The organism is Streptomyces sp. NPDC024687 (assembly GCF_055559055.1).
In genome coordinates this window covers 815,031-828,935 of the sequence record NZ_JBVHLJ010000003.1, presented here as the reverse complement: position 1 = coordinate 828,935, position 13,905 = coordinate 815,031, and the positions used below count along the sequence as shown (strand labels likewise).

Genomic DNA, 13,905 nt, shown 5'->3' with positions numbered 1-13,905 from the left:
CGATCGGTGCGCAACTGTGGTCGTACGGCGCCGCTTTGGCTGATGTGCTGGGGTGATGAAACGGGGATTCTTGGCGGTGGCCGGTGTCGTCTTCGGTGTGGGGCTGTTGAGCGGGTGCACGGCCGTCGATCTGCCGCTGGCCGGGGTCCGGGCCGGAGCGGACGGCACGCCCTACGGGCTGTTCAGGCCGTGCGGGGACGGCAGTTACCGCACACCCGGGCTCGACGGGTCGGCCGGGGACGGACCCGTCAGTACCGGGTGGTCCGTGAAGAGCACGAAGCTGAGCGGAGACGCCGACTTCCCGCTGTTCTCACCTCCGCCCGCCTGGGGCGCCCGGCACCGCGGTGCCCAGCGACTGCTGCCGAAGGACCACTACACCCTGAGCTTCGGCCATTACGTGACCGGCGACTCCTACAACGGCATCGTCACCTTCACCGCCGCGGACCTGGCCGCGCTCGAGCCCGGCCAGGTCTGGGCCGACGACCGGGCGATGAGCCTCGGCGAGTTCGAGGAGCTCGCCGAGGACTCGTGCTGACGTCAGTCCAGTGACTCCCTGACCGCGAAGTCACACCACACGATCTTGCCGGGGTCCCGTTCCCGCACACCCCAGTCGTCGGCCAGCGCGGCCACGAGCAGCAGCCCACGGCCGTGTTCCGACTCGGACACCGGATCCGGGACGCGGATCTCGCCCGGGCCGCTGTCGTGGACCTCCACACGGAGGACTCCGTCGGCGAGGAGGGCGAGATCGAGGCGGAAGCAGCGGTGGGGCGGGACGCCGTGGAGGAGGGCGTTGGTGGCGAGTTCGCTGACACAGAGGAGGACGTCGTCGCTCCGCTCGGACACGCCCCAGTCGGTGAGGGTGATGCGCGTCAGATCTCTGGCCACGGCCACTGACCTGCGGTCGCGGGGGTAGAAGGCGGTGCGGGCGTGGAGGAGCTGGGCTTGGGGATTCACGGGGCGACTGTCACAGGGAGTGACTATGGTGGGGCAGTGAGTGAGGTCGTAGTTCTGATTGCTACGAGCTCACTACGAGGACTTGGGGTGCGCGCGGGGGAAGGGGACGGCCATGTCGAAGAAGGTCGGTTCGTGGTACGCGGTCGGCGCGCTCGTCGCGCACTATCGGAAGCAGGCCCGTCTCACCCAGGAGCAGTTGGCCGAGGCGGCCAGCCTTCACGTGGACACGGTGAGGTCGATCGAGCAGGGGAGGCTGACGCTTCAGCCTGACCGGGCCGAGCAGTTCGACGAACTGCTGGATACCCGCGGCACGTTGGCGGTGTTCGTGGACAAGTTGCCGGTGCGGGACAAGGTCGTGCAGTTCGCGCAGTCGTTGGTGGATCACGAGCAGGAGGCGTTGAGCCTGCTGTCCTACGAGAGTCTGGCGATTCCCGGACTGCTTCAGACACAGGACTACTGCCGCGCTGTCTTCAACTACCGGTATCCGGCTATCGGCACCGAGACGGCCGAGCAATGGGTGAGCGCCCGCATGGAACGGCAGTTGGTGCTGCAACGGGAGCGGCCACCTGTGTGCCACTTTGTCCTGGAGGAGAGCATCCTCCAGCGGCCCGTCGGTGGTCCGGAGGTAATGCGAGAGCAGTTCCGCCGGATCCTGGAATACACAGAGCCCATCCACATGAGCTTTCAGATCATGCCCACGTCCGTAACACCGCATGCTGGGCTCGGCGGACCCATGGTGCTGCTGGTGACGCCGGGGCACGAGCGTCTGGCCTACCTGGAAGTACAGAGTGCCAGCTTCCTCGTTGAGGATCCTGCCGAGGTCAGTGACTATGAACTGAAGTATGGAATGCTGCGGTCGCAGGCCCTCTCACCGGACGAGAGTGTGCGCCTCGTGCACGGATTGCTAGGAGACCGATGAGCACCTCACTTCAGTGGATCAAGTCCAGCTACAGCAGCAGCGAGGGCGGCAACTGCATCGAGGTCGCCGCCCAGCCGTCCGCTGTCCACATCCGTGACTCCAAGAACATCGGCCCCAACCTCCGTGTGGCGCCCGGGACTTGGGCCGCCTTTCTCGGGCTGGCGCGGCGAGACGGGGTCGAGTAGGGCGGGGCATGTCCGACGGGGGGTATGCGTGGCGCGGCAGTGGGGAGCGGGCCGCCTACGAACGGGCCGTCAGGGCCCGGCTGAAGGACCAGCGGCTGCGTGAACTGCTGGAGCGGCGGCCCACAGTCACCGAGGACGCCGTCGTGGCGGCGATGTGCGCGGAGTCCGTCGTCACGCGCCTGGTGGGCACGTCCGCCCGGACGTTCACGCATCGGCTGCACCTGCGCGCGGGGCGGCTGAACGACAGCCATCGCTGGGCCGCTCCCCAGTCGCCCACGCTCTCCGCGCTCGGCGGGACGGACGACTGCGCGAGCTTCGCCTGCGGTGGCTGCTGCGCCTTCCTGTTCCTTCTGGTGCTGCTCGCCTCCTGGGGAGCCTCCAAGCTGGTCGCAGCGCCGCTCGCCCTGCTGTCGGTCCTCACCGTCCTGACGTTCGTCCAGGCCCGGCGGGCGGTACTGCGGAGCCTGCCGGACACCGACCCGCCGTCCGTGTGGCAGGCGTCCTTCGTGGCCGTCCCGCTGGTCCCGCTCGTCTTCTTCATATGGCTGCTGGAGCAGCTGACCGCCGCTCTCTGGATCCGGGACCTGCGGCGGGGGCAACTGTGGCGGGCGGTGGACCGGGTCGTCGAGGAACTGCTCGGCGACGACCGCGGCACCCTGCTCGTCACCAGCAGCCACGAGGGACTGCGCTCACCCCGCGGGCACTACTTCGTCTATAACGGCTCCGCGGTCGAACTGGACCGCAAGATGAACCAGTTGGACGGCGGAGTGATCGCCGTGAGCGGACCCCGCGGGGTCGGCAAGACCACACTCATGGAGAACTGCGTACGCCCCGACGACTTCGCAGTGTTCGCGCACGCCCCCGCCACCTACGCCCCGCACGACTTCCTGACCTCGCTGTTCGTCACGGTCTGCCGGAGCTACATGAGCCGGGCCGGCTACGACCCGCCCGAGTTCGTGCGGCTGTCCTACGTGCGCAGGGCCGTCCGCGCGCTCTCCCGTCCGCTGGGTCGCCTGCTGCGCCGGCTGGCCTTCGCCGTGCCCGCCGCGGCCCTGGTCGTGGTCGGCCTGTACGCCACGGAACGCACCCTGGAGCAGGACCACCGGCCCTGGGCGCAGCGGCACGGCGAGGAGTTGGGGGAGGCGGTCACCGGGTTCGTCCGGGACGTCTTCGAGGGCCGGAGGCCCGAGGCGGCGCTCGGCCTCGCCGTGGCCGGGATCGCGCTGTGGGTGCTGCGGGACTCCCAGGCCTTCTCCCGCTGGGTGAAGGGGGTCACCCGCACGCTCTTCCGCGTGGTCACGATCGGGTTGATGGTCGGCCCGGTCGTCTCGCTCTACCTGGACGACCAGTTGCGGCGGTGGGCGCCGGCCATGGTCACGTGGTGGTCCGTGTCACTGTTCTTCCTCTGGATGGTGTGCAGCTTCCAGTACCACAACACCGACGCCGGACTCCTCACCCGAGTGCTGTGGTGGCGGGTGGACCGGGTCCGGTTCTACGGACCGCCCGCCAAGCTGATCCCGCTGCTGGTGCTGGTCCTCGCCGCGGTGGACGAGGACACTCGGCCCCTGCTCACCGACCCCGATCACTCGGTGCGCGTCCTGGTGTTCCTCCTCGGGGCGCTGCTGCACAGGCTCGGCAGGGGGCCCTGGTCGTTCCTGCGACCCGCCCCCCGCCTGGTCGTCGAGTGCCGTGATCACCTCTACCGGCTCCAGACCGTGCAGAGTTCGAGTGCCGCGCTGACCTCCGGTGCCGCCGCCCAGCTGCTCACCCTGGGTTCCTCGCACACCAGCACCCTGACGTCCGTACCCCCCAACTACCCCGCTCTGGTGCGCGAGTTCCGGGAGCTGCTGACCCGGATCGCGTTCGACGAGCGCCTTCGGGGGCATCGGGTCGTGATCGCCGTGGACGAGTTGGACCGGCTCGGCACCGATGTGCAGGCGCTGGCGTTCCTGGGGGAGATCAAGGCGATCCTCGGGGTTCCACACGTTCACTACCTGGTGTCCGTCGCGGAGGACGTGGGCGCGGCGTTCGTGCGGCGGGGGCTGCCGCACCGGGACGTGACGGACAGCTCGCTGGACGACGTCCTGCACGTGAGGCCGTGCGGGGCGGCCGACGCCGGCCGGATCCTCGCGCGGCGCGCACCGGGCATCGGCGAGCCGTACGTGCTGCTCGCGCACGCCCTGTCCGGGGGCCTGCCGCGGGATTTGATCCGTTACACGCGCCGCCTGCACGAGATCAAGTCGGCGACCCGGCAGGCCGAACTGCCGGACGTGGCGGCTCTGTTGATCGTGGAGGAGCTGTCGGAGACGCTGGCGGGCTTCAGAACTCTGCTGGCCAAGCAGTCGTGGCGGGCGGGTGACCCCGACGTGCTGGGGCTGTTCCGGAGCGTCAGCGCGCATCTGCGGGCGGTCTGTCCCTGTCCGGGGCCGATGGAGGAACTGAAGCGGGCGCTGGCGCGGCTGGCGGCGCCCGACACCGCCGGGCTGGGCGAGGCGGCGGGTCGGCTGGTGGACGAGGCCGCCGCCTACGTCTGTCTCTCCCTGACCCTGCTGGAGGTGTTCGCACTGCCCGACTTCAACCCGCGCCGGGAGCAGGCCGAGGGCTCGCCCGGCGGGGCCCCGGACCTGCTCGCCGAGGCCCGCCAGGAGCTGTCGCTGTCGCCGTACACCGCCTGGCACGTCATCGACGGGATCCGGCGGGCCTGGGGGCTGTCGCCGGTCGTACCGGAGCCGCTGGACGCGACGGCGGTCGTGCCGCCGCCGCGCCGGCCGGAGTGCGAGCGCCACCGGGTGATCCGCCCGGTCGCGCGGGGAGTGGTCAGGACCTACTCGGCCGGCTCGACGCCCGCCCGCAGCAGACCGTAGGTGTACGCGTCCTCCAGTGCCTGCCAGGACGCCGCGATGACGTTCTCCGCGACGCCCACCGTCGACCACTCGCCGGTGCCGTCCGACGTGGAGATCAAAACGCGGGTCGTGGAGGAGGTGCCGTGGACGCCCTCCAGGATGCGGACCTTGTAGTCGACGAGGTCGAGCTTGGCGAGCTGGGGGTAGATCTTCTCCAGGGCCACGCGCAGGGTGCGGTCGAGGGCGTTGACCGGGCCGTTGCCCTCCGCCGTTGCGACGATGCGCTCGCCCTTGGCGAAGAGCTTGACCGTGGCCTCGTTGGCGTGGGTGCCGTCGGGGCGGTCCTCCACGATCGCGCGCCAGGACTCGACCCCGAAGTACTTGAGGGGCTTGCCCTGCACCTCGGCACGGAGCAGGAGTTCGAAGGAGGCGTCGGCCGCCTCGTACGTGTAGCCCCTGAGCTCGCGTTCCTTGACGCGCTCGACGACCCGGCCGACCAGCTCGCGGTCGCCGCCGAGGTCGATGCCGAGTTCCTTGCCCTTGAGCTCGATCGAGGCGCGGCCCGCCATGTCGGAGACCAGCATGCGCATGGTGTTGCCGACCTGCTCGGGGTCGATGTGCTGGTAGAGGTCCGGGTCGACCTTGATCGCGGAGGCGTGCAGGCCGGCCTTGTGGGCGAAGGCCGAGACGCCGACGTAGGGCTGGTGGGTGGAGGGCGTGAGGTTGACGACCTCGGCGATGGCGTGGGAGATCCGCGTCATCTCGCGGAGCTTGCCGTCGGGGAGGACCTTCTTGCCGTACTTGAGCTCCAGGGCCGCGACGACCGGGAAGAGGTTCGCGTTGCCGACGCGCTCGCCGTAACCGTTGGCGGTGCACTGCACGTGGGTCGCGCCCGCGTCCACGGCGGCGAGGGTGTTGGCGACCGCGCAGCCGGTGTCGTCCTGGGCGTGGATGCCGAGGCGGGCGCCGGTGTCCGCGAGGACGGTCGCGACGACCGCCTGGACCTGCGCCGGGAGCATGCCGCCGTTGGTGTCGCAGAGGATGACGACGGAGGCGCCGGCCTCCGAGGCCGCCCGTACGACGGCGTTCGCGTACTCCGGGTTCGCGCGGTAGCCGTCGAAGAAGTGCTCGCAGTCGACGAAGACCCGGCGGTCCTGCGACACCAGGTACGAGACCGTGTCGCGGACCATCTCCAGGTTCTCGTCGAGCGTGGTGCGCAGCGCGAGCTCGACATGGCGGTCGTGCGACTTGGCGACCAGGGTGATCACGTCCGCGCCGGAGTCCAGGAGGGCCTTGACCTGCGGGTCCTCGGACGCCTTGGCGCCCGCCCGGCGGGTCGCGCCGAAGGCGACGAGCTGGGCGTGCTTGAAGTCGATCTCCTGACGGGCGCGGGCGAAGAACTCGGTGTCGCGCGGGTTGGCGCCCGGCCAGCCGCCCTCGATGAAGCCCACGCCGAAGTCGTCCAGGTGCCGTGCGATGGCCAGCTTGTCCGCGACGGTGAGGTTGATGCCCTCCCGCTGGGCGCCGTCGCGCAGGGTGGTGTCGAAGACGTGGAACTGATCGTCGAGCTCGCTGGTTGCGGTCATGGTCTCAAGGCTCCTGAGGATTTGGTCTCGGTCGTACCGGAATGACCGGCTCCACCGCCCCCACATACTCCCTCGCGCTCTCGCATCCGGCTGCGGGTGGGCCAGAAATGCGAAAAACCCCTCGCGGGTGCGAGAGGTCTGCGCGCGGGTCGAGGACGACGGTGTCCGCCCGTACCTGGTCGTACGTGGCGGTCACTGCGGACCGGCGCGCCTGCTGCCAATAATCGTGGCGAACGAGAGCACGGAGGCAGTCTGGCACAGACCACCCCCGCGCTCACCGTCCGTCTCAGGATGCGAACACTGTGCTGATCAAGGGCGCCGATGGCTTCGAGGGTTGTCGCCTGTTACTGCACGGTCCGCAGGAAGATGTCCGTCACCCCGTTCGTGTCCCCTTCCACCAGATCGGGTGAGGCCGACTCGAACGCGACGACCGAGCCGTCGGCGTTGACGGAGGGATGCTCCGCCGGAAGGTCGTTGCGGCCGCCCCAGCGGTCCACGCTGACCAACTGCTTCTCCCCCGTGGCGATTTCGAGCAGGTACACGGAACGGCCCGAGGTGTACGCGAACTCTGTGCCGTGCCCTGAGATCGAGGGCTGGGTGCCCCTGACCCGGGCCGTGATGGTGCCGGTGTCGAGGTCCCGGGCGTAGACGTACCGGCCCTGCTGGTAGGCGATCGTGCGGCCGACCGAGCTGAGGGAGGGGGCCGAGGCGCCGTCCGCGACCTTCGTCAGGTCGCCGGTGTCCAGGTGACGTACGTAGACGTCGCCGCCCTGCTCGAAGGCGATGTACCGGCCGTCGTGGTCGATGGACGGGTTGTCCGCCGGACCGCCCGAGGGCGCGCTGACCACGTCCGTGGTGCCGCCGTCGATATTGAAGCGGTAGACGCGGGGTTGCGGGTCCGGGTCGGCGTCGGTGGCGGACAGGGTCGCCGCGTAGGTGATCCACTGGCAGGTGGGGCTGATCTGGGGCCGCCCCATCCAGGTGAAGCGGACGCCCTGGTACGAGTCCAGGACGGTGACCTTCCCGGTTGCGCGGTAGCGGATGTGGATCTCCGGGGCGCCGTCGGCGGCGGACGGGACCAGGTAGCCCACCATGCGACCGCTGTAGCAGGGGGTGCTCTTCGACGACGGCTTCTCCGTGTCGGAGTTGACCGGGACGACGCGGAGGGGCGCGTTGATGAAGACGTCTTCCTCCGAGGTGAAGGTGACGAGCTTTTTCTCGTCCATCTCCGGGTCGTGGGACGCCCCGGCCGGTCCGCCGAGCCGTTCGGTGACGGACGGCATCGGGGCCGGGTTCTTCCCCAGGCGGCCCGAGAAGGCGAACACGTCCGACTGCCGGTTGGTGTCGCCCGGCACCAGGTGGGACTCCGTCGAACTGAACGCCACCACACGCCCCTTGGCGGCCAGCGAGTCGCCCATCACCGTGGCGGTCCACGAGAGGGTGGCCCCTCGCAGCCCCGTCCGCAGGTCACGCACCCGCACGCCGTCCGTGCCCCAGACGACGGCGTACCGGCCGTCCGCCGTGGCCGAGGAGGCGGTTCCGTCGGCCACCCGTCGCGAGGTGCCCGTGCTCAGGTCGTGGACGTACACCCCGGTGTTGGCGTCGAGGAGGACCCGGCGGCCGTCCGCCGTGATCCGGATCAGATGGGGGACACCGAGGTCCGCGCCGACGCGGATGCGCTGGCCCGTCGCCCGGTCCTTGACGAAGACTTCGTTCGGGTCGTTGCCCTCGGCGCCCCCCTGGACCGAGTAGGCGACCCGGTTGCCGTCACCGCTCACCGAGGCCCCGTTCTTGTTGCCCTCCTCGGCGGGCGAGATCAGCTCCTCGGTGCCGGTCTCCGTGTCACGGGCGTACAGCAGCCGCGCGGTCTGGCCTCCGTTGCGGCCTCCGACGGTGTAGGCGACGTGCGTGCCGTCGGGGCTGATCGACTGGGCGTGCCCCACCTCGGCCAGGCCGGGCGGGTCTTGGGGCCACAGCCGCTCCGAACGGCCGGTGGCGCTGTCGTACAGGTAAGGAGCCTGGAGGCGGTTGCCGGCGGAGAAGGCGACGCGGCTCCCGTCGGCGCTCGACAGCGGCGCGTCGTAGGTGTGGCCGCTGCCGAGGTCGATCCTGGTGAGGCGGCCGTCGGTCAGGTCCTTCAGGAACAGACACGGCGAGAGGCGCTCGCAGCCGAGGTTCGGCGCGGTGGACGTGAACGCGACCTGGCGGCCGTCGGCGCTGATCGAGGCCCCGCTCGACGGTCCGTCGGCCTGACTGCCGTCGGCGGCCGTGCTCACCCGCCGGGTGGGGGACTTGTCGGGGCGGGCCTGGGACTGGGCCTGTGACTGGGTCTGGGCCTGGGCGGTGGTGCCGACACGATCGACGGGTGGTGCGGCGGATGCGGTGGTACCGGTGAGCACGACGCATAAGGCCGCGCCCACAAGACATGCGGCGGCTGTGGACATGTTCCCCCCTGTGTTCCCCGTTGGCGCATGACCCCCGGCCCCGCGCCGAGGGTCCCACGAGGCAAACGCACCACAAGCCACAGGGTCAATCGTCCTCATTGCGTACAACCCGGGCGGAAGGTCACGCGTCCGCGAGGAGGCTCTCGTCGAGGAACTCCCTCACGTGGCCGAGAATCGTCCCCCGGTCCGTCCCGCGCAGCCCGATCGCCACGTGGATGGAGAAGCCGTCCAGGAGGGCCCTGAGCCGGGTCGCGAAGCGGTCCGGGTCGACGGCCCGGAACTCGCCCCGAGACACCCCTTCCGCGAGCAGTGCGACCAGGTCCCGGTGCCAGGCGCCCTCGATCGCGGCCTGTCGTTCGCGGGCCTCGTCGTTGGCGTTCTGCGAGCGGTTCCAGACCTCCAGCCACAGGGTCCAGTGCGGATCGCGGTGGCCGTCGGGGACGTACAGGTCGACGTACGCCTCGAGTCGTTCGCCGGCGGTCGCCGTACGGGTGAGCAGCCGGGCGCGCTCGGCGCCGAGCCGTCCCTCGCTCCACTCCAGGGTCTGGAGCAGCAGTTCGTCCTTGGAGCGGAAGTAGTAGAGGAGGTGGCCGCTGCTCATACCGACCTCGCGGCCGAGCGCGGCCATGGTCAGCTTCTCCAGGCCGCCCGCGGCGATCATCTCCATGGCCGCGCCGAGGACGCGTTCACGCGGAGGCGCGGGCGTGCGCCGGGCGGCGGTCATACGGCGGCCACCCGTGCGGCGGCGTCCGGGAGTCGAGGCGGCGACTCGGTGCGGCGGTGGTCGCGGGCGGTGCGGTGCGGCGGGTCGGTGCGGCCGTGGGCGCGGGCGGCGCGGCCGTGGTCGCGGGTGGTGCGCTGGTGCGGCTCGGTTCGGCGGTGACCGCAGACGGTGCGGCCGGGGTGGCGGGCAGTGCGGCCGAGGTCGCGGGCGGTGCTGCCATGGCCGCGGGCAAGGCGGTGCGGTGGGGCGTTCACGCGCCTGTTCTACCCGACCGTCCGGCCGTCGCCCGCGGCTGCTGCTGGGTGACGCAGTGGATACCGCCCCCGCCCGCGAAGATCGTCCGCGCGTCGACCAGTGTCACCGTGCGCTCGGGGAACAGCCGCCGGAAGACGCCGGCGGCGAGCTCGTCGCGCGGGTCGTCGAAGCCGCAGAGCACGACGCCGCCGTTGCAGAGGTAGTGGTTGACGTACGAGTAGTCGGCCCAGTGCCCGTCCGCCTCCAGGACGGTCGGGGCGAGCAGCTCGACGACCTCCAGGCGGCGGCCGCGGGCGTCGGTCGCCGACTTCAGCAGGCCGACGACCTCCTTGGTCACCTCGTGGTCCGGGTGCGCCGGGTCCGGCTGGACGTGCGCCACGACCACGCCCGGGCGGGCGAAGGCGGCGACGATGTCGACGTGGCCCTGGGTGCCGTACGTGCCGTAGTCGCCGGTCAGGCCGCGCGGGAGCCAGATGGCCCTGCGGGTGCCGAGCCTGGCGTGGATCTCCGCCTCGACCTGCTCGCGCGACCAGCCCGGGTTGCGGCCGACGCCGAGCTGGACGGTGTCGGTGAGCAGGACGGTGCCCTCGCCGTCGACGTGGATCGCGCCGCCCTCGTTGACCAGCGGGCTGCTCAGCACCGGCACCCCGGCGAGGTCGGCGACCTGGCGGGCGATCTTCGCGTCGTGGTCCCAGCGGGCCCAGTCCTGGCCGCCCCAGCCGTTGAACACCCAGTCCACGGCGGCCAGTCGGCCCTCTTCGTCCTTGACGAACGTCGGGCCGATGTCACGCATCCACGCGTCGTCGAGCTCGCGCTCCACGAGCTCGACGTCCGGGCCGAGCAGTGCGCGCGCGGACGCGGCGTGGCCGGGGCCGTGCACCATCGTCACCGGCTCGAAGCGGCGCACCGCACGGGCCACGCACGCCCAGGCGGCCCGCGCCGCGGCCAGTTCCCCGTCGTCGGTGAAGGTCGGGTTGGGGCCGGGCCAGGCCATCCAGGTGCGTTCGTGCGGGGCCCACTCGGGCGGCATGCGGTAGGTCATCGGAGGTCCTGGGAGTCCTAGAGGAAGTACAGACGGTTGAGGGAGACCGAGTCGGCCGGTGCGGAGACGACCGGCTCTCCGTCCAACGTCACCAGGCCGGTGCGCTGGTCCACGTCCACCGCTCCGGTACGGGAGTTGAGGCGCAGATCGGCCGGTCCGATGCCGCGGGTGCCGTGCACGGCGACCCTTCTCCTGCGGGTCGGCAGCCGGTCGTTGCCCTGGTCGAGGGCGGCCCGGGCGACGAAGGCCACGGAGATCTCGGCGGGGGTGGCGCCGTGCGCCCCGAACTGCGGTCCCAGGACGAGGGGTTCGCAGGTGTCGGTGGCCGCGCCCGGGTCACCGACCACGCCGTAGGCCGGGAAGCCGGACTTCAGGACGAGTTGCGGCTTGGCGCCGAAGTACTCCGGCCGCCACAGCACGAGGTCGGCCAGCTTGCCCACCTCGATCGAACCGACCTCGTGCGAAAGGCCGTGTGCGATGGCCGGGTTGATGGTCAGCTTGGCGATGTAGCGCAGGACGCGCTCGTTGTCGTGGCCGTCGTCCGGGGCACCGAACTCGGCCTTCATCTTCCCGGCCATCGCGAAGGTACGGCGGACCGTCTCCCCCGCCCGCCCCATGCCCTGCGCGTCGGAGGAGGTGATGCCGATCGCGCCCAGGTCGTGCAGGACGTCCTCGGCGCCCATGGTCCCGGCGCGGATGCGGTCACGGGCCATGGCGGCGTCGCCGGGCAGGTCGGTCTTGAGGTCGTGGACGGAGACGATCATGCCGTAGTGCTCGGCGACGGCGTCCCGGCCGAAGGGCAGGGTGGGGTTGGTGGAGGAGCCGATGACGTTCGCAACCCCGGCCATCTTCAGCACGTTCGGTACGTGTCCGCCGCCGCAGCCCTCGATGTGGAAGGCGTGGATCGTGCGGCCGTCCAGCACCTTCAGGGTGTCCTCGACGGACAGGCACTCGTTCAATCCGTCGCTGTGCAGGGCGACTTGGACGTCGTGCTGCTCGGCGACCCGCAGCGCGGTGTCCAGCGCGCGGGTGTGGGCGCCCATGTCCTCGTGCACCTTGAAGCCGCTCGCCCCTCCCTCGGCCAGCGCCTCGGTCAGGGGGTCCGGTGCGGAGGACGAACCCCGGGCCAGGAAGCCGATGTTGACCGGCCAGGCGTCGAAGGCACCGAACGCGTGCCTCAGCGCCCAGGGCGAGTTGACCCCGACGCCCCACACGGGCCCGAACTCCTGCCCGATGATCGTGGTCACCCCGGAGGCCAGGGATGCCTCCATGATGCGCGGGGACAGCAGATGGACGTGGGTGTCGACGGCCCCGGCGGTGGCGATGAGCCCCTCGCCGGACACGATGGAGGTACCGGTGCCGACGACGACGTCGACCCCGTCCAGGGTGTCGGGGTTCCCGGCCCGTCCGATGGAGCAGATGCGCCCCTCGCGGATACCGATCGAGACCTTCCGGATGCCCTGTACGGCGTCGATCACGACGACGTTGCTGACGACGACGTCACAGGTGTCCCGCACTGCGGCGGCCTTGAGGTGCAGCCCGTCACGGGCGGTCTTGCCGAACCCGGCGAGGAACTCGTCGCCGTAGCGCTGGGAGTCCTCCTCGACCCGGATCACCAGCCCGGAGTCACCGAGACGCACGCGGTCACCGGCACGGGGTCCGTGAGTGGCGGCGTACTCGTAGGGAGTGAGGCGGCGAGCCTCGGCGGGGTGACCTCCGGGGCGGCTCATCGGACGGTCCTCTCGTCGCGTACTCCCCGACAACCGCAGGCGGCAGCACACCCGCGGCCCGTGAGCCGACGGACCCCGCCCGGGCGCCCTCCGAGACGGCTCATCGGACGGGCCTCCTCATCACGCACACCCGGACAACCGCAGACCGCAACACACCCGCGGCACGTAATCCGACGGGCCCCGCCCCGGCGCCCTCCGAGACGGCTCATCGGACGGTCCCATCGTCCCGCACACCCAGGGCGTCCCCGTGGGGCGTGAGAGGGCGAGCCCAGGCGGGGCCGCTCATCCGGCGCGGCGTCCTCATCGCGCACTCCCGGACAGCCGCGGATGGCCGCGCACTCGCAGGACGTGAGGCGACGGGCCTCAGCGAGGCGGCTCATCGGAAGGCTCCTCCGTCCCGCACACCCAGGTAGCCGCAGGCCGTCGCCCGCCGCAGCGCCTCCTCGCGCGCGCCCGGCGCGTCCAGCGGACCGTCCACCAGACCTGCGAAGCCGACCGCCACCCGGGCCCCGCCGATCGGTACCAGGCCGACGTCGGCCGACTCCCCCGGGCCGAACCGCACCGATGAGCCGGCGGGCACCGCGAGCCGCATGCCGTACGCCTCCGCGCGGGGAAAGTCCAGGCGCGGGTTGGCCTCGAAGAAGTGGAAGTGGGAGGTGACGGAGACGGAGACGGTGGCGGTATTGGTGACCGTCAGCCGTACGACCGCCTCGGGTTCGGCGTGTTCGGGCCCCGGCAGCAGCGCGCCGGGCGCCCGCTCGCCGAGCAGCCCGCCGATCGGATCGCTGACGACCGCGAGCCGAGAGCCGTCGTCGAAGACCGCCTCGACATGCACCTCGGTGACGACGTCCGCGACACCGGGCAGGACGTCGTCGGGCCCGAGCACCGACCGGGCCCGCTCGACGGCCTCGGCCAGCCGCACCCCGTCCCGGGCGGCCTCGCACACGGTGTCCGCGATGAGCGCGGTCGCCTCCGGGACGTTCAGCCGCAGCCCGCGGGCTCTGCGCGCCCGAGCCAGCTCGGCGGCCCCGAACAGCAGCAGCCGGTCACGTTCCGTGGGAGTCAGTCTCACGGCACGACACCTCCCTACCTTGACCCGAATTAGAGCAACACTCTAAAGCAGTCACAAGGCAGATTGACAGAGTGGGTCGAGTTACATTGAGCACCACTCTAACCGCGTTGCCGACATGCGACGGGCCCGCCCGGAACATGTCCGGGCGGGC

Annotated in this window: 12 protein-coding genes; 4 read left to right on the top strand and 8 right to left on the bottom strand. The window is 71.1% G+C overall.

The features are described from left to right. Positions 1–55: 55 nt before the first annotated feature. Positions 56–535 carry a hypothetical protein gene (locus tag ACZ39I_RS15650; protein WP_467244944.1) on the top strand — a complete coding sequence of 160 codons (480 nt, stop codon included), beginning with the start codon at positions 56–58 and terminating at the stop codon, positions 533–535. Between the two features lie 2 nt (positions 536–537). On the opposite strand, the gene ACZ39I_RS15645 is transcribed toward ACZ39I_RS15650, so the two are convergent. Continuing rightward, complete coding sequence (locus tag ACZ39I_RS15645) at positions 538–954, bottom strand: ATP-binding protein (protein ID WP_467244943.1); 417 nt, start codon at positions 952–954, stop codon at positions 538–540. A 112-nt stretch (positions 955–1,066) separates the two neighbouring features. Between ACZ39I_RS15645 and ACZ39I_RS15640 the strand changes: the two genes are divergently transcribed. The 3 genes from ACZ39I_RS15640 to ACZ39I_RS15630 are packed head-to-tail and all read left to right on the top strand — an operon-like array spanning position 1,067 to position 4,922. Continuing rightward, on the top strand, positions 1,067–1,873 hold the full coding sequence (locus ACZ39I_RS15640) for a helix-turn-helix domain-containing protein (RefSeq protein WP_467244942.1): 807 nt from the start codon (positions 1,067–1,069) through the stop codon (positions 1,871–1,873). After that, positions 1,870–2,058, top strand: a complete 189-nt coding sequence (locus ACZ39I_RS15635) for a DUF397 domain-containing protein (RefSeq protein WP_467244941.1) — start codon at positions 1,870–1,872, stop codon at positions 2,056–2,058. The genes ACZ39I_RS15640 and ACZ39I_RS15635 overlap by 4 nt, the downstream gene beginning before the upstream one ends. An 8-nt stretch (positions 2,059–2,066) precedes the next feature. Continuing rightward, positions 2,067–4,922: a hypothetical protein gene (locus tag ACZ39I_RS15630; protein ID WP_467244940.1), complete on the top strand. Its 2,856-nt coding sequence runs from the start codon at positions 2,067–2,069 to the stop codon at positions 4,920–4,922. Here ACZ39I_RS15630 and cimA read toward each other — a convergent pair. From cimA to ureA, 7 genes are all read right to left on the bottom strand, one after another. After that, positions 4,883–6,487, bottom strand: a complete 1,605-nt coding sequence (cimA, locus tag ACZ39I_RS15625; protein WP_467244939.1) for a citramalate synthase — start codon at positions 6,485–6,487, stop codon at positions 4,883–4,885. The two genes, ACZ39I_RS15630 and cimA, sit on opposite strands and share 40 nt — an antisense overlap. A 344-nt stretch (positions 6,488–6,831) precedes the next feature. Continuing rightward, complete coding sequence (locus tag ACZ39I_RS15620) at positions 6,832–8,886, bottom strand: hypothetical protein (protein ID WP_467244938.1); 2,055 nt, start codon at positions 8,884–8,886, stop codon at positions 6,832–6,834. A 166-nt stretch (positions 8,887–9,052) separates the two neighbouring features. Beyond that, on the bottom strand, positions 9,053–9,655 hold the full coding sequence (locus ACZ39I_RS15615; protein WP_467244937.1) for a TetR/AcrR family transcriptional regulator: 603 nt from the start codon (positions 9,653–9,655) through the stop codon (positions 9,053–9,055). Further along, entirely contained in the window at positions 9,652–9,909 is a 258-nt protein-coding gene (locus ACZ39I_RS15610) for a hypothetical protein (RefSeq protein WP_467244936.1), read from the bottom strand. The genes ACZ39I_RS15615 and ACZ39I_RS15610 overlap by 4 nt, the downstream gene beginning before the upstream one ends. Beyond that, positions 9,906–10,952 (bottom strand): agmatine deiminase family protein, encoded by a 1,047-nt coding sequence (locus ACZ39I_RS15605; protein ID WP_467244935.1) that lies wholly within the window; start codon positions 10,950–10,952, stop codon positions 9,906–9,908. Before ACZ39I_RS15605 ends, ACZ39I_RS15610 begins: the two co-directional genes overlap by 4 nt. 17 nt (positions 10,953–10,969) lie before the next feature. Beyond that, positions 10,970–12,682 (bottom strand): urease subunit alpha, encoded by a 1,713-nt coding sequence (locus ACZ39I_RS15600; RefSeq protein ID WP_467244934.1) that lies wholly within the window; start codon positions 12,680–12,682, stop codon positions 10,970–10,972. Positions 12,683–13,058: 376 nt separating this feature from the next. Next, positions 13,059–13,754 (bottom strand): urease subunit gamma, encoded by a 696-nt coding sequence (ureA, locus tag ACZ39I_RS15595; RefSeq protein WP_467244933.1) that lies wholly within the window; start codon positions 13,752–13,754, stop codon positions 13,059–13,061. Between the last annotated feature and the right edge of the window lie 151 nt (positions 13,755–13,905).